The sequence below is a fragment of the Mesorhizobium sp. AA23 genome, from assembly GCF_001672435.1.
GTDB lineage: Bacteria > Pseudomonadota > Alphaproteobacteria > Rhizobiales > Rhizobiaceae > Mesorhizobium.
The window spans coordinates 186,169-201,989 of sequence record NZ_LYTP01000023.1 but is presented as its reverse complement, the minus strand read 5'-3'; the positions used below and the strand labels follow the sequence as shown (position 1 = coordinate 201,989).

The following is a 15,821-nucleotide window of genomic DNA, read 5'->3' as shown; positions in this document are numbered from 1 at the left end:
GCTCATCACCGGCTCAGTGATAGTGGCGGCGATCGCGAGGCGCATCATGCGCATGGTCGTGATCATGGTGATGATCGTGCTCGTCATGGCTGTCGGCGCATAGCCCGAACTCGGGCTCCACCGTTGCATGATCGATCCCGTGCTTCGCCGCAAGCCGCTTCTTGATGGCGCTTACCGCAGCATGCGGATCGACGCCGTCATTCAGGCAGGCATGCAGCGTCGCCATGTTGCTGGTGCCGTCGAGCGACCAGACATGCATGTGATGCACCTCCCGCACGCCCTTGACCGCGGCTTCCAGATCCTTGGCGATGAGATCGCGGTCGAGGCTTGCCGGCACGCCTTCGAGCAGCACATGGGCGGCCTCGCGCATCAGCGACCACGCCGTCGACAGGATCAGCAGCGCCACCAGCACGGAGAGGATCGGATCGATCGGCGTCCAGCCGGTGGCGAGAATGATGAGGGCCGCAGCGATTGCCGCGGCCGAGCCAAGCAGGTCGCCCAGCACATGCAGTATGGCGCCGCGCATGTTGAGGCTCTCGCGGTCGCCGCCATGCAGCACGAAGAAGGAGGCGACGTTGACCAGCAGGCCGGCGACTGCCACCACCAGCATCGGCCCGCCCAGCACCGGCGCCGGTTGCATCAGCCGCGCCCAGGCCTCGTAGACGATCCAAAGCGCCATGACGAAGATGGCGATGCCGTTGGTGTAGGCCACCAGCGTCTTCACGCGAGCGAAGCCGTAGGTGAGACGCCCGGTGGCGGGACGTCCGGTGAGATGGAAGGCATACCAGGCGAGGCCGAGCGCGATCGCGTCCGCCAGCATATGGCCGGCATCCGCAAGCAGCGCCAGCGAGCCGGTGAGCCAGCCGCCGAGCGCCTCCGCGATCATGAAGCCCGCTGTCAGGCAGCCCGCGACGAGAACGCGCTTCTTGTCGGTCGACCCGTGCACGTGATCGGCGCCGTGGCTGTGGGCGTGTGAGCCGTGATCATGCGCCATCGCGCAACTCCTGCTACGCGCCGGACTCGGCGCGGAATTCCTCGAGCCGTCGCTTTTGGCGGCCCTCGCCATCGAAATTCGCCGGATCGAGCCAGGCCTCATAGGCCTTGCGCAGCGCCGGCCACTCCTTGTCGATGATCGAGTACCACGCCGTATCGCGGTTTTCGCCCTTCACCACAAGATGCTGGCGGAAAATGCCTTCGAACTTGAAACCGAAACGTTCCGCCGCACGTTTCGACGGCTCGTTGCGGTTGTTGCATTTCCATTCGTAGCGGCGATAGCCAAGCTCGTCGAAGGCATATTTGGTGAACAGGAACTGTGCTTCCGTCGCCTGCGGCCTGCGCGAGATCAGCGGCCCCCAATAGATGTTGCCGATCTCGATGACGCCGTTGGCGGCATCAATGCGCATCAGCGTCTGACGTCCGGCGATCTTGCCGCTCGGCTTGTCGATGACGGCGAAGAACAGCGGATCCTCGCTCGCCTCGACTTTGTCGAGCCATGGCTGGAAGGCGGCGCGGTTCTCAGGCGGATAGTCCGGCAGCCAGGCGAAGCGGCCTCCGGCATCGGGCACCGACGACGCCTCATAGAGGCCGTCGCCGTGCTTTGACGCGCTCAGTGGCTCGAGCCGGACATAGCGGCCTTCCAGCGCCTTGCGTTCGGGCCGCGGGCGTGGCTGCCAATTCTTCAGATTTTCCGACACCGAAAGCTCCAATCCGTTTGACTTTTCCTGGCGCACGCTCACAAAAACGCTCGCCCACAGAAAGAACCACAGGGACGGGAAAAATGCTCCACACCATCGCGGCCTTCGATCGTCTCGGCGAGGAAAATGCCTTTGCGGTGCTCGCGCGGGCAACGACGCTTGCCCATCAGGGCCGCGACATCATCAACCTCGGCATCGGCCAGCCCGACTTCAAGACGCCGCAGCATATCGTCGAGGCGGCGATAAAGGCGCTGCGCGACGGCCACCACGGCTACACGCCTGCCAACGGCCTTTTAGCCACTCGCGAGGCCGTCGTGCGCCGCACGCTGACCATCACCGGCGTCGAAGTATCGCCCGAGAGCGTGATGATCCTGCCCGGCGGCAAGCCGACCATGTTCGCCGCGATCCTGATGTTCGGCGAGCGGGGGGCGGAGATTCTTTATCCCGATCCCGGCTTTCCGATTTATCGTTCGATGATCGAGTTCACGGGTGCTGCTCCAATCCCGGTGCCGATCCGCGAGGAGAACGGCTTTGCCTTCTCGGCGGAAGAGACGCTGGCGCTGATCACGCCGAAGACAAGGCTGCTGATCCTAAACTCGCCCGCCAATCCGACCGGCGGCGTGACCGCGCGGGACGAGATCGCCAAACTCGTGAAGGGCTTGGAGAAGCACCCTGAGGTCGCGATCCTCTCCGACGAAATCTACAATGTCATGACCTATGACGGCGAGACCCACTGCTCGCTGCTCAACTTTCCGGAACTCCGCGACAGGCTGATCGTGCTCAACGGCTGGTCCAAGACCTGGGCGATGACCGGCTGGCGCATGGGCTGGTCGATCTGGCCAAACGGCGAAAAGGGCGCCTATCTCTACGACAAGGTGCGCAAGCTTGCGGTCAACTGCTGGTCCTGCGTCAACGCGCCGAGCCAGTATGCCGGCATCGCCGCGATAGACGGCCCGCAGGACGATGTCGAAAAGATGATGCTCGCCTTCGACAACCGCAGGAAGATAGTGGTCGAAGGGCTGAACGCGCTCCCCGGCATTTCCTGCATCACGCCGAAGGGCGCCTTCTACGCCTTCCCCAATGTTTCGAAGACCGGCTGGAAGGCCAAGAAGCTTGCCTCGGCGCTGTTGGAGGATGCCGGCGTAGCGCTGATCGGCGGCCCCGATTTCGGCGTGCTCGGCGAAGGCTATGTCCGGCTTTCCTACGCCAATTCCGAGGAGAACATATTGCGAGCGCTGGAGCGGATCGAAGGGTTCTTGACGAAATAGAGCCTCAGCCCCCTCACCCGCGGCCGACGAACGGCATCTTCGTCGCCATCACCGTCATGAACAGCACATTGGCGTCGAGCGGCAGGCTCGCCATGTGAAGCACCGCGTCGGCGACGCGCTGGACATCCATCACCGCTTCGGCGGCGATGGAGCCGTTGGCCTGCGGCACGCCGACGGTCATCGCCTGCGCCATCTCGGTCAGCGCATTGCCGATGTCGATCTGGCCGCAGGCAATGTCATAGGGCCGGCCGTCGAGCGCCAGGGTCTTGGTCAGGCCGGTGATGGCATGCTTGGTCGCCGTGTAGGGCGCTGAGCCCGGCCGCGGCGCATAGGCCGACACCGAGCCATTGTTGATGATGCGCCCACCCATCGGCTTTTGCCGGCGCATGACGCCGAAGGCGGCACGGGCGCATAGGAACGAGCCGGTCAGGTTGACGCCGACGACATCGTTCCAGACCTCGACCGGGATCTCGTCGATCAGCGTCGACTTGTAGCCCATGCCGGCATTGTTGAAGAGCAGGTCGACGCGCCCGAACGCCTCCACCACTGTCTCGAACATGTCGTCGACTTCGCCGGCCTTGCTGATGTCGCATGCAACGGCAAGCGCCCTGGCGCTGGTCTTCCCGGCCTCGGCGATCGCCTCCTCGAGCAGCGTCTTGCGGCGGCCGCAGAACACGGTGTTCCAGCCTGCCTTGAGCAGCGTGGTGGCGACGCTCTTGCCGATGCCGGTGCCGGCGCCGGTTACGATGGCTGTTTTCTCTGTCATGGCGGTCATCGTCCTCGCTCCCCGTCACTGCTGGAAGAAGACGTGGCATCGCAAATGACGGAGGGCGTGGCAAGCGGCTATTGTCGGCAAGAAAGCGGAGCCGACAAAAAGGGCGGTCATTGGCGACCGCCCCTCATCTGAACCGCGCTTGGGAGGAGGATAAGCCGGTCCGACTGGTTAGAATGATGCGCTTGCTGGGTTAACGAAAGATTAACGGCCAGCAGCACGTCCGACGCGCGTTTACCAACCGGCAATTTGCTGGCGCGGATCGGGCACGGTTCAAGCCGGCGCCTTCGCCGCCGAGACCGTCGCCTCGACATGGTCGACCAGCGCGTCCGGCAGGCCGAGGCGGCCGGCTAGCAGGTCGAGATAGCCGCGCTCCGTGCGGGTGTCGGGATCGATGGTAAGGCGCGAGGCGGTGTAGAGCTCAACCTTCTGCGCATCGGTCTTGGCGCCGGTGATCAGGACGTCGAGATCGAGCGGGCGTTCAAGCTCATCCAGCAGAAATTTTTCCGCTTCGGCACCGATGCCGGCGAGCTTGAGCTTGTCGGCGATTTTCTGCCGCTCCTCGTCATCGACGTGACCGTCCGCCTTGGCTGCGGAGATCATCGCCCGCACCAGGGTCAGCGTGAATTCGGCCTCGCCCTGCGGCGCCTGCGAGGGATGGAAGGCGGTGTCCTTGGGCGGCGGCAGCAACTCGGGCTCGCCGGCCACGGGTTCTTGTGCCGGCACATTGCCGGCCTTGTAGTTCTGGTAGGCCTTATAGGCGAGGCCGCCAATGGCTGCCAGGCCGCCGAGCTTCATGGCAGCGCCCGTCACCTGTCGACCGGGGCCGGTGCCGAGCAGCACCGCCGCCAGCGCGCCGGCGGCGAGCGGATTGTCCTTCGCCATCTGCACCGCCTGCCCCGCCTTGTCGCGAACGGTCGATCCCGTGCCGGGAATTTGCGAGCCGAAAAGGTCGTCGAGCAGCTTCTTGGGGTCGAGCATCAATGCCTCCAGAATTGGCCCGGCCGAATGCGCCCGGGCGGGGTTTCGGATCGGCAAGACGTAGGCCCCGCGCATTGACATTACAATGAACGGGCGGATGATTTGACGAAACCTGGGCTGCTCAGCTTCCGATGTGGCGCTTGGCGCCCCGCGCATGCGCGAGTTCCACCTGGCGATGGCGCTCGGCGTAGCGCGCGCGGTCCTCGTCCGAGCGCGCTTCGAAGCAATGCGGGCATGAGACGCCGACCGTATATTTCGGCGAGAGCCGGTCCTCGACGGTGAGCGGATGGCGGCAGGCGCGGCAGAGTTCGGCTTCGCCCTCGGCCAGGCCATGCGACACCGATACCCGCTCGTCGAAGACGAAGCATTCGCCCTGCCACAGGCTCTCTTCGGCCGGCACCTCTTCGAGATATTTCAGGATGCCGCCCTTAAGGTGGAAGACCTGCCTGAAGCCCAGCGACTTCACGTAAGCGGTCGCCTTCTCGCAGCGAATGCCGCCGGTGCAGAACATCGCCACCTTGCGGCCTTCGAGCTCCTCGCGGTGCTCTTCGACCCAGCCCGGGAACTCGCGAAAGCTGGCGGTCTTGGGATCGACCGCGCCCTTGAAGGTGCCGATCCAAACCTCGTAGGCGTTGCGCGTGTCGATGACCAACGTGTCGGCGTCCGAGATCAGCGCGTTCCAATCGGCCGGCGCGACATAGGTGCCGGCGCTGCTCGTCGGATCGAGATTGTCGACGCCCATCGTGACGATCTCGCGCTTCAGCCGCACCTTCATGCGGTGGAACGGCATCTCGGCGGCGGTGCTGTATTTCACTTCCAGGCCGGCAAGCGCTTCGATCGCCTCCAGGTGATCGATAAGCGCGGCGATCGCTGCCTCGCTGCCGGCGACCGTGCCGTTGATGCCCTCATGCGCCAAAAGCAGCGTGCCCTTGATGCCGCGTCCGCAGCAGAAGGCGGCAAGCGGCGCGCGCAGCGCTTGGTAATTGTCGAGCCACGCAAACTTGTAGAGCGCGGCAACGCGGACCGGCTGAATTTCCTTGTTTGTTGTCATGCCCATGGCACTAGACCGTGCTGAAAGCCGTTTCAAGGCGGAGCGGACGGGCCGCGTGACATTGCGACACGCCCGCCTTCGTGGACTCGGAATACCCCTTCTGCTAATCGGTTGAAATCGACCGACACGGAGAGACAAGCCAATGACCAGCAAGACCGAAAAGCTTCTGTCGCTCCTCAACGGCCAGCCGGTCATCCCGGTGCTCAAGATCGCCAATGTCGCCGACGCCGTGCCGCTCGCTCGCGCTCTGTCGCGCGGCGGCTTGAGGGCGATCGAGATCACGCTGCGCACCGCCGATGCGCTGGAAGCGATCCGCCGCGTCGCGGCCGAAGTCGAGGATGCGGTTGTCGGTGCCGGCACCATTCTCGATGCCAAGCAGTTCGACGAGGCGGCACGCGCCGGCTCGAAATTCATCGTCAGCCCCGGCATTACGAGCCAGCTTCTCGACGCGGCCAAGGACAGCCCCGTGCCGCTGCTGCCCGGCGCCATCACCCCCGGGGAGATCATGGCTGCGCGCGAAGCCGGCCTGCGCTTCCTGAAATTCTTCCCGGCCGAACAGTCGGGCGGCATCGCATCGCTGAAGGCCTTCGCCTCGCCGCTCGCCGACGTGAAATTCTGCCCGACCGGCCGCATAACGGCCAAGAACGCCGCCGACTATCTGAGCCTCCCCAACGTCATCTGCGTCGGCGGCTCGTGGGTGGCGCCCGACGAATTCATCAAGGCCGGCAAATGGGATGAGATCGAAGCCCTGGCGCACGAGGCGAGCAAGCTCGCCTAACGCAATTCCAGGAAGAGTGGGCACCGGTTCTTCCGTCCGGATCGTGTAAAGAACAACCTGGAGCGGTTCAGCGGTCTATCAAACGCTGAACCGCTCCAGGGCTGGACATGCGGTCAGTGGCAGACCTTGACCTTCTCGACGACCTTGCGGTGGTGAACCCAATGGGTGACCACCTTGGTTCTGCAGTGATGCTTGCCGGAATTGACGATAACGGTTTCGGCCTGCGTTGGAGCCACCGCAGCCGATGCCGCGGCCAGAGCGAGAACTGACGCCAATAGAATCTTCTTCATGAATATCCCCAGTTTGGAACGAACGCATCCTAACCCGAAAAAGCGCGGCCCGTTCCGGTCTCACGAGAAGTTTAAGCGTGCGTGATGGCATGCCGGTGCGGGCCGAAAACCAGCCGCCGGCTGGTTCCCGCTCATGGATTCGAACCACGATTCACGCCTTCAAAGGGCGCTGTCCTACCGTTAGACGAAGCGGGAAAAGACTACGCGGGAAACCCGCGCCGTTCAAACTATGCTGCCGTGATAAAAGCAAAAGCCGCGCTGTTGTTCAACGCGGCTGTTGCGGCACTGGCAGGCTCGTTATTTCGTCTGGAAGCGGGCGACCGAAAGGAACTTCACCGCGTTGCCGGTGAACCGGCTGGCGTCCGGCAATTGCGCATCCGTCTGGAAGCCGGCCGTGTAGACCTCGCTCGGCGGCGTGTGCACGATATTGTAGGCATAGCGCGGTGCCGTGGTCGGATCGGAAACGGTGGCGATGTTGACGCCGCTGCCCAGCGCCCAGCGCGCTGCCTGCGGCGGCGTTGCCACCACCATTGCCTTCGGGCCGGGCTTCAGGTCGTTGGCGGACGCCCTGGCCTCCTTGCGCGTCGTCTTCACGCCGGCGCCGATCGCCTGCGCCGGATCGGTGCCGGCGGGGCGTGCGGCGATGGCTTGACGCGGCGAAGCTGCATCGAGACCCGACGGATCGTTGAATGCCGAGCGTGGCTCCGGCGCAGTCAGCGAAGCGACTTCGTATTCGGCCCCACTCGAGCCGGCCACGGTGGTCGCGCTGGCCTGCTCGAGCACCGCTTTGATCTCATCCGGCTTGCCCGTGTCGGGCCGCGCGGTCGGCAGCACCGAGAAGGCATCGGTCGCGCTCTTGTCCTGCGAGGCGGTTTCCGCCAGCGCCAGAAGCACGCCCTTGTCCTTGGGCGCAAGTTCCCTCGGCAGATCGGGCCGCCTCGTCGGCAGCGGAACATTGTTGAACGCCCCCTGCGCGGGATCGGCTGCGGCCTGCGCCGCGCCGGCGGCCATGCCGAACGGTACGTTGGCCGGAGCATGCGCCGTCGCCACCGCCTGCTCAGCCGTGGCCGAGGCGTCCGCCACGGCGAACGGCACGTTTTCAGCCGTCTGCTGGCCGACATCGGCCTTGGGCCTCGGCGCGAAGGCGGGCAGAGGAACCTCCTTCGGCGGCAACGCGGCAATGATGGTTTCGGGCGTGTCCTGCTGCGGTTGCGAATCGTCCGAGCTGTCATCGGCGATCTGCGGGATGTTGGCGCGCTTGGCATCCTGCGGCGACACGATCGCGATGCCCGGCAGGCTGCCGCTGTTGCCGCTCTTGGCGGCCGCCACCTGCTTCACAGCTTTCGGCTGGGGTGCGGGTTGGGCGCTCGGGACATCGGCGGTATCGTCGGCCTCGTCGTCGCCGCCGCCGAACCAGGCCGCAAACAGTCCGCCGGACCGCTTGGTCGAGCCGCCGGCGCTGGCCAGCTCGATATTGGGGGTGCCGGCGCCCTTGCGCGCCTTGTAGGCGGCCAGAGCCTGCTCATAGCCAGGCAGCGGCCGGCCGTCGCTCGGCACGTGCAGCGTCTTGCCGTTCGGGAACAGGCTGACCAGTTCCTGACGGCTGATACCCGGCCAGTGGCGGACATTACCGACATCCATGTGGACGAACGGAGAACCGGAATTCGGATAGTAGCCGACGCCGCCGCCCTGCATCTTGAGGCCGATGTTGCGCAGCTTCTTCAGCGGCACGCCGGGGATGTAGAAGTCCATCGCCTTGCCAAGCATGTGCTGGCTTTTCTCGGCGACACCGCGGCTGCGGCTGCGCAGCATCGAATTGGTAGATGGCGAGCGATAGCCGCAGACGACCTGGATGTAGTCGGTCGCTCCGCTCTGCCGGTAGGCCTCCCACACCAGATCGAGCAGCCGCGGATCCATCTTGGTCGGCTCGTTGCGGCGCCAGTCGCGCAGGATGATGTTGATCTTGCGCAGGCCTTCGGGAACGTAGCGGCCGTTACGCTTGTAGACGATCTCGGCCTTTTCGTGTGTGTGCAGGTGATAGAGCTTCAGCGAACGGACTTCGGCTTTCGCGCCGGAGGCGGCTGCCGAAAGGAACCCTACGGCCAAAATCATAAACGTCAGCCACCGTGGCCAGACGCTCATGTGAAAATGCCGCCCGTTCGTGTGTCGTTCGACTTGGTTCAAATCAAAAGGCCTTGCAGGCTGCCGTTTGTCCCCGGATTTGCCCAAACGGATGCGTGGTTCTCACATCCGAATATCGATCCTAATGGTTAATCATCGCTTATTGGAGCCGAAATGCGGTAACACCGTGGCGATATCCCGTCAAAAATGATGCACCACGTTTCGTGGTAAATCGCTGGTTTAGATCGAGAATTCGGCTTTGGCCCAAACACAATCTGTTACCGATTGCGTTAAATGCGTGATCGCGAACACGCAAGCGACTGAAAAAGCGCCTTCAGAAACGAAAAAGCGACGATTTAAGTCGGAATATAAACCGGGCTGGGCTTGCGTCTCAAGAGGCAAGTCGATCAAGCCGACCCGCTTCGGGGTCAATGCCATATTCCTTCAACTTTCGGTAGAGCGTAGAGCGCCCGATGCCGAGGCGGCGCGCCACCTCGCTCATCTGGCCGTTATAGTGGTCGATCGCAAGCTTGATCATCTCGAACTCGACATCGGCCAGCGCCCGCACATTGCCGCGCTCGTCCAAGGCCCTCAGCGTGCCGAATCGCGGCTGCAGCGGCGCCCGCGCCTCGGCCTCGTGCGAACCTGCCGCCGCTCCATTGGAGACGGCCTGATCGCCCGGCTGCCGCTCGTCCGCGACCGGTGCCACGGCAGTCGCAGGCTCGGCATCGAGCTTCACCGTGCCTTCGACCTGCGCGCGAATCTGTGGGAATTCCTCTTCGGTCAGCAATTCGCCTTCGGCGAGCACCGACGCCCTGAACACCGCATTTTCCAGCTGGCGGATGTTGCCCGGCCAATCGTAGGCCTGCAGCATCGCCAGCGCTTTGGCCGATATGCCGGTGAGACGATGACGCGGATCGGCCGGCGCCACCTTCTCCATGAAATGCCTGACCAGATGGGGGATGTCCTCGCGCCGGTCGCGCAGCGGCGGCACGAAGATCGGATAGACGTTCAGGCGATAAAATAGGTCCTCGCGGAATTTGCCGTCCTTGACCTGCTGCAAAAGATTCCGATGCGTCGCCGAGATCAGCCGGATGTCGACCTTGACGGTCGAACGGCCGCCGACCGGGTCGACCTCGCCCTCCTGCACGGCGCGCAGCAGCTTGACCTGGACGTCGAGCGGCAGGTCGCCGATCTCGTCCAGGAACAGCGTGCCCGAATGCGCCTCGACGAATTTGCCGGTGTGCTTGTCCGTGGCGCCGGTGAAGGAACCCTTCTCATGGCCGAACAGGATCGATTCCACCAGATTGTCGGGGATGGCGCCGCAATTGACGGTGACGAGGGGTTTCGAGCGGCGGTCGCCGCTGCCCTGGATGGCGCGCGCCACCAACTCCTTGCCCACGCCCGATTCACCCTCGATCAGGATCGGAATGTTGGAGGCCGCCGCCTTCTGGCCGAGCCGGATCACCCGGTCCATCGCCGGGCTGCGGGTGATCAGATCCTTGAAGGTGAGATGGCCGCCGCGACGCCGCGACGTGCGCTTCACCTCGTCCTCGACCGCTTCGACCTTCAAAGCATTGGAAATCGAGGTCTGCAGCCGGTCGGGCGAGGCCGGCTTGACGACGAAATCGAAAGCGCCGTGGCGCATGGCCGAGACAACGGTTTCGATGCCGCCCTGCGCGGTCTGCACGATGACCGGGAGATTGATGGCGCGCTCGCGCATCGCCTTCAGCACGCCGATGCCGTCGAGACCGGGCATGACCAGGTCGAGGATGACGACCGACACATCGCGCGCCTTCGGTCCGTCCAGCACATCGAGGCCGGCCTCGCCGCCGTCGGTGACGATGGCGCTGTGGCCGAATTTCGTCACCGCCGCCTCGAGCAGCCTGCGCTGCACGGGATCGTCATCGACTATGAGTACGGAACCTGTCATGACTCTTTGAATTATCCGCCCGATAAATCCCCATGGATCATCTTGGCACAGGGTTCTAAATAAGGTTTCAAAAAACCCGGTGAACGAATTCCTTAGGATTTGACCGGCTTCTCCTTTCCCGTTGATTCGAAGAAGGTATTGTCGATGCGCATGATGTTTGGTCAGCGGCTTGCGGCGACGGCATCTGGCCAGGCCGCGGCGGAGCTCGGCGATCTGCCGGAGTGGAATCTCGCCGATCTCTATTCCGGCATGGAAGCGCCGGAGCTGAAGCGTGACATCGCCCGGGCGGCAAGCGACGCCATTGCCTTCGAGGTCCGTTGGAAGGGCACGTTGGCCGCCGAAGCCGAGCGTGGCGCCGCCGGCCGGCTCGGCGAGGCGCTGAAGACCTACGAGGCGCTGGAGGAACTGATCGGCCGCATCGTCTCCTATGCCGGGCTTGTCTATGCCGGCAACACCGCCGATCCGCAGCGCGCCAAGCTCTATGGCGACATTCAGGAGAAGATGACGGATGCCAGCGCGCATCTTTTGTTCTTCGCGCTGGAGCTCAACCTGATCGACGACGCGGTGATCGAAGCAGCACTCGCGGCCGACCTGGCCTTCGCCCACTATCGCCCATGGGTGCTCGATCTCAGGAAGGACAAGCCGTACCAGCTTGAGGATCGGGTCGAGCAGTTGTTCCACGAGAAGTCGGTCACCGGACGCGGCGCCTGGAACCGCCTGTTCGACGAGACGATGACCGACCTGCGCTTCGACGTCGACGGCGAGGAGCTGACGCTGGAGCCGGCGCTGAACCGACTGCAGGACGCGGATGGCGAAGTGCGCCGCCGCGCCTCCGAGGCGCTCGCCGCGACCTTCCGCAAGAACCTGCGCACCTTCACGCTCATCACCAACACGCTGGCCAAGGACAAGGAGATCTCCGACCGCTGGCGCGGCTTCGAGGACATCGCCGATTCGCGCCATCTCGCCAACCGCGTCGAACGCGGCGTGGTCGATGCTTTGGCCGCGGCCGTGCGCGAAGCCTATCCGCGCCTGTCGCACCGCTACTATCAGATGAAGGCGCGCTGGCTCGGCATGGACGTCATGAACCACTGGGACCGCAACGCGCCGCTGCCCGAGACCCCGCAGTCGGTGATCCGCTGGGACGACGCCAGGGACACGGTGCTGTCAGCCTATCAGCGTTTCTCGCCGAAGATGGCGGAAATCGCGCGGACCTTCTTCGACCGCAAATGGATTGATGCGCCGGTCAGGCCGGGCAAATCGCCCGGCGCCTTCGCCCACCCGACTGTGCCATCGGCGCATCCCTACGTGCTCCTCAACTACATGGGCAAGCCGCGCGATGTGATGACGCTGGCGCATGAGCTGGGCCACGGCGTTCACCAGGTGCTGGCCGCCGGCCAGGGCGCGCTGATGGCGTCCACCCCGCTGACGCTGGCCGAGACCGCCTCCGTCTTCGGAGAGATGCTGACCTTCCGCTCGCTGCTCGACCAGACCTCCGACAAGCGCGAGCGCAAGGCCATGCTCGCCCAGAAGGTCGAGGACATGATCAATACCGTCGTGCGCCAGATCGCCTTCTACGAGTTCGAGCGCAAGGTGCATGCCGAGCGCCGCAACGGCGAGCTGACCTCGGACAGGCTGGGCCAGTTCTGGCTTGAGGTGCAGGCTGAAAGCCTGGGGCCGGCGATCAAGTTGCGCGATGGCTACGAGGTCTTCTGGACTTATATCCCGCACTTCATCCACTCGCCCTTCTACGTCTACGCCTATGCCTTCGGCGACTGCCTGGTCAACTCGCTCTACGCCGTCTACCAGAACGCCGAGCGCGGCTTTCAGGAGAAGTATTTCGAGATGCTGCGCGCCGGCGGCACCAAGCATCATTCGGAACTGCTGGCGCCCTTCGGCCTCGACGCCACGGATCCGGCCTTCTGGCAGATCGGCCTGGGTGTGATCGGCGCGCTGATCGACGAGCTGGAGGCGCTCGACAAATGACGGGTGCTCGCCTGGCGGCATAGACCGGGAACAGTTTGGCCGGAACGCATACTTGTGCTGTTCTTGAATAACTCTGCCCGCACTTTTCAATTAGCTTTGCGCAGGCCGTGTGCTAGCGTAGACCCCAAGCTCAACCGGACGCGACAGCAAGGCCGGAGGCGGCCCTAGCGTTGCTTCAGCGAGAGCGATAGCGGCCGTCGGGCCGCAGCCGGAGGAGGGCCAGCCGCCAGCGATTGGAGGGGCGGTTCCGCCCAGCGCGCGGAACGATTGACGATCCCTGCGGCAAGGCCGCCGTTTGCGACCGCGGCCCGATCGGACTGGAGAGGGAAATGAGCACTTTCTTCTATATGCTCCTGGCGTTCGTTGTCGGTGTCCTGGTTGGCTGGTTCATCTGGGGCCGCCTGCGTGGCGAGCTCGACAGCCTGCGCGGCGAACTCGGTCGCGCCAAGAGCGAACGCGACCGGTTTAGCGCCGATACCTACCGCCTGAGCGGCGAGCTCGACGCATGCGGCCGCAGCCGCGCCGATCTCGAACGCAAGCTGCGCGAAGCGCCGACCTCTTCCGCCAAGGCGGGAACCGACAAAGCCTCCGCGCCGGCGCCTGCGGCGCTGATGTCGACCCCGACCCCAGCCAGATCCTCATCTGCAAGACCGTCAGCGGCAAAATCGGCTTCGACCAAATCCGCCGCGGCCAAGCCGGCAGCGGCAAAGACGGCCGCCGCGGCGCCAAAGAAGGCGCCGGCTCCGAAGAAAGCCGCCGCCCCGAAGGCGACCACCGGCAAGGCGGACAATCTGCGCCGCCTGATCGGCATCGGCCCGGTCAATGAAAAGCTGCTCAAGGCGCAGGGCGTCACGTCCTATGCCCAGATCGCCGCTTGGACCGATGCCGACGTCAAGCGCGTCGAGGAGGTGCTCAATTTCGACGGCCGCATCGCGCGCGAGAAATGGATCGAGCAGGCGAAACTGCTGGCCGCGGGCGACGAGGCCGAATTCGCTAGCCGGTTCCCCACGGCGGCGACCTCGAACAACAACTGATCTCGCTGTGTCTTCCCAGCGCAGGCGGCGTCCATTGGGCGCCGTTTTTGCTTTGGACCAGATGCCTTTACGCCCTCCGACGCCGCTCTCTCGATTGCGCCTCGCCGCGCCCCCATATAGAGCGATCGACTTAATCGACCCATCCAAGGCTTATGTCCCTGCCCTCAGCAATATTCCGCAATGACGAGACCGGCCGCCAGCTCGTCTTTGACGGGCCGCATGAGGTCATCACGGCGCGAACCGCGGACGAATTCACGCCGGCGCTGGAAGCGGCACAGGCCGCCTCCGACGCGGGCAAATGGCTGGCAGGCTATTTCTCCTATGAGGCAGGCTACCTGCTGGAGCCGAAACTGGTGCCGTTGCTGCCAGAGGGCCGCCGCGCGCCGCTGATCTGTCTCGGTGTCTTCGATGCGCCGCTCGAACAGGCTGTCCCGCGGAATGAAGGCCCCGCTAGCAACGGACCGATCTTCGACGCCCGCGCATCCTGGTCCGCCGAGGACTACGCCGTCCGCTTCGCGCGCCTCCACCACCATATTCGCAAGGGCGACTGTTATCAGGGCAATCTAACCTTTCCGGTCCATGCGCAATGGTCGGGCGATCCGCTTGCCGCCTTCGAGGCGCTGACCGGGCGCCAGCCGGTGAAATACGGCGCGCTGATCTCGTTCGGCGATCCGATCGTGCTGTCGCGCTCGCCGGAACTCTTCTTCGAGATCGACGCCGACGGTATGATCGAGACGCACCCGATGAAGGGCACGGCGCCGCGCGGCGCCACCAAGGCCGAGGACGCGCGGCTGAAGGCGTTCCTGCGCAACGACGAGAAGAACCAGGCCGAGAACCGGATGATCGTCGATCTCCTGCGCAACGACATCTCGCTGATCAGCGAGGTCGGCACGCTGGAAGTGCCTGAGCTGTTCCGCATCGAGACCTACCCGACGGTGCACCAGATGGTGAGCCGGGTGCGGGCGAAGCTCCTGCCTGATATCGGTATTCGCCAAGTCTTCGCAGCGCTCTTTCCCTGCGGCTCGATCACCGGCGCGCCGAAGATCCGCGCCATGGAGATCCTGCACGATCTGGAGGGCGTGCCGCGCGACGTCTATTGCGGCGCCATCGGCTGGGTCGCGCCCGGCGGCACGATGCGGTTCTCGGTGGCGATCCGCACCATCTCGCTCTTTGCCGACGGCGAGGCTGTCTACAATGTTGGCGGCGGCGTCGTCTTCGATTCCACCGCCGAGGAGGAGTACCGGGAGTGTCTTCTGAAAGCGCGCTTCGCGACGGGAACCGTGCCGACTTCGAGCTGATCGAGACCATGCGCTGGGAGCCTGGCTCGGGCTTCCTGCGCTTCGAGCGCCATCTTGCACGGCTTTATGCCTCGGCCGCGGAGCTCGGCTTTGCCTGCGATCCGCAACGGATCGGCGAGGTGCTGAAGAACGCGATCGGCGGGCAGCGGATCGCTTTGCGCACCCGGCTTGCACTGCAGCGCAACGGCGAGGCGACAGCAGCCGCGCAGCCCTTTGAGCAGCTTCCCGCAGGTAGGGCATGGCGTCTGCAGCTGGCGCGGGTCCGCCTCGATTCCGGTAACTTGTTGCTGCGTCACAAGACCAACCGCCGCGAAACCTACCAACAGGCGCGCGCCGAATACCTCGCCACCCGCGCCGACGAAGTGCTGCTCGCCAACGAGCGCGGAGAACTCTGCGAAGGCACGATCACCAATCTGTTCGCCGATTTCGGCGACGGGATGCTGGTGACGCCCCGGCTTGATTGCGGCCTGCTGCCTGGAGTATTGCGCGGCGAGCTTCTGGACGAAGGCCGCGCCGCGGAAGCGATCTACACCTTCGACGATCTGAAGTCGGCGCAGGCGATCTTCGTCGGCAATTCGCTACGTGGGTTGATCCCGGCGAGGCTGGCATGACGCCAAG

The 15,821-nt window shown here is 64.5% G+C and carries 14 protein-coding genes and 1 tRNA gene; 6 read left to right on the top strand and 9 right to left on the bottom strand.

Features of this window, described 5'->3' with window-relative positions; genetic code table 11:
• Window positions 1-13: 13 nt before the first annotated feature.
• The gene (locus tag A9K66_RS17625; protein ID WP_067325971.1) at window positions 14-994 is read right to left on the bottom strand and encodes a cation diffusion facilitator family transporter; all 981 of its coding nucleotides are present in this window, start codon (window positions 992-994) and stop codon (window positions 14-16) included.
• A gap of 13 nt (window positions 995-1,007) precedes the next feature.
• The gene (locus tag A9K66_RS17620; RefSeq protein ID WP_067327043.1) at window positions 1,008-1,694 is read right to left on the bottom strand and encodes a GNAT family protein; all 687 of its coding nucleotides are present in this window, start codon (window positions 1,692-1,694) and stop codon (window positions 1,008-1,010) included.
• An 83-nt stretch (window positions 1,695-1,777) separates the two neighbouring features.
• On the opposite strand from A9K66_RS17620, the gene A9K66_RS17615 reads away from it, so the two are divergent.
• Window positions 1,778-2,962 (top strand): pyridoxal phosphate-dependent aminotransferase, encoded by a 1,185-nt coding sequence (locus A9K66_RS17615; protein ID WP_067325967.1) that lies wholly within the window; start codon window positions 1,778-1,780, stop codon window positions 2,960-2,962.
• Window positions 2,963-2,975: 13 nt separating this feature from the next.
• On the opposite strand, the gene A9K66_RS17610 is transcribed toward A9K66_RS17615, so the two are convergent.
• From A9K66_RS17610 to A9K66_RS17600, 3 genes are all read right to left on the bottom strand, one after another.
• Window positions 2,976-3,728: an SDR family oxidoreductase gene (locus A9K66_RS17610; protein WP_082953977.1), complete on the bottom strand. Its 753-nt coding sequence runs from the start codon at window positions 3,726-3,728 to the stop codon at window positions 2,976-2,978.
• A 279-nt stretch (window positions 3,729-4,007) separates the two neighbouring features.
• Window positions 4,008-4,715: a tellurite resistance TerB family protein gene (locus tag A9K66_RS17605; protein ID WP_067002750.1), complete on the bottom strand. Its 708-nt coding sequence runs from the start codon at window positions 4,713-4,715 to the stop codon at window positions 4,008-4,010.
• 121 nt (window positions 4,716-4,836) lie between these two features.
• A complete protein-coding gene (locus A9K66_RS17600; protein ID WP_067327037.1) occupies window positions 4,837-5,766 on the bottom strand; it encodes a rhodanese-related sulfurtransferase in 930 nt (309 codons plus the stop codon).
• 142 nt (window positions 5,767-5,908) lie between these two features.
• On the opposite strand from A9K66_RS17600, the gene A9K66_RS17595 reads away from it, so the two are divergent.
• On the top strand, window positions 5,909-6,544 hold the full coding sequence (locus tag A9K66_RS17595; protein ID WP_067325964.1) for a 2-dehydro-3-deoxy-phosphogluconate aldolase: 636 nt from the start codon (window positions 5,909-5,911) through the stop codon (window positions 6,542-6,544).
• Window positions 6,545-6,657: 113 nt separating this feature from the next.
• Here the strand turns inward: A9K66_RS17595 and A9K66_RS30800 are convergent, their stop codons facing one another.
• The 4 genes from A9K66_RS30800 to A9K66_RS17580 all read right to left on the bottom strand — a co-directional run bounded on the left by A9K66_RS30800 (window position 6,658) and on the right by A9K66_RS17580 (window position 10,888).
• Window positions 6,658-6,834: a hypothetical protein gene (locus A9K66_RS30800; RefSeq protein ID WP_082953941.1), complete on the bottom strand. Its 177-nt coding sequence runs from the start codon at window positions 6,832-6,834 to the stop codon at window positions 6,658-6,660.
• A 121-nt stretch (window positions 6,835-6,955) separates the two neighbouring features.
• Window positions 6,956-7,029: transfer RNA gene (locus A9K66_RS17590), tRNA-Gln, on the bottom strand.
• Window positions 7,030-7,131: 102 nt separating this feature from the next.
• Window positions 7,132-8,946, bottom strand: a complete 1,815-nt coding sequence (locus tag A9K66_RS17585; protein ID WP_245307576.1) for a DUF882 domain-containing protein — start codon at window positions 8,944-8,946, stop codon at window positions 7,132-7,134.
• A gap of 400 nt (window positions 8,947-9,346) precedes the next feature.
• Window positions 9,347-10,888, bottom strand: coding sequence for a sigma-54 dependent transcriptional regulator (locus tag A9K66_RS17580; protein WP_067325958.1), 1,542 nt, complete (start codon window positions 10,886-10,888; stop codon window positions 9,347-9,349).
• A 144-nt stretch (window positions 10,889-11,032) separates the two neighbouring features.
• On the opposite strand from A9K66_RS17580, the gene A9K66_RS17575 reads away from it, so the two are divergent.
• The 4 genes from A9K66_RS17575 (at window position 11,033) to A9K66_RS17560 (ending at window position 15,814) form a co-directional block, all read left to right on the top strand.
• Window positions 11,033-12,871 carry a M3 family oligoendopeptidase gene (locus tag A9K66_RS17575; RefSeq protein WP_067327034.1) on the top strand — a complete coding sequence of 613 codons (1,839 nt, stop codon included), beginning with the start codon at window positions 11,033-11,035 and terminating at the stop codon, window positions 12,869-12,871.
• Between the two features lie 329 nt (window positions 12,872-13,200).
• Entirely contained in the window at window positions 13,201-13,905 is a 705-nt protein-coding gene (locus A9K66_RS17570) for an NADH dehydrogenase (protein ID WP_067325955.1), read from the top strand.
• Between the two features lie 152 nt (window positions 13,906-14,057).
• Entirely contained in the window at window positions 14,058-15,203 is a 1,146-nt protein-coding gene (locus A9K66_RS17565; RefSeq protein ID WP_067325952.1) for an aminodeoxychorismate synthase component I, read from the top strand.
• A complete protein-coding gene (locus A9K66_RS17560; RefSeq protein ID WP_067325948.1) occupies window positions 15,152-15,814 on the top strand; it encodes an aminotransferase class IV family protein in 663 nt (220 codons plus the stop codon). The genes A9K66_RS17565 and A9K66_RS17560 overlap by 52 nt, the downstream gene beginning before the upstream one ends.
• Window positions 15,815-15,821: the final 7 nt, after the last annotated feature.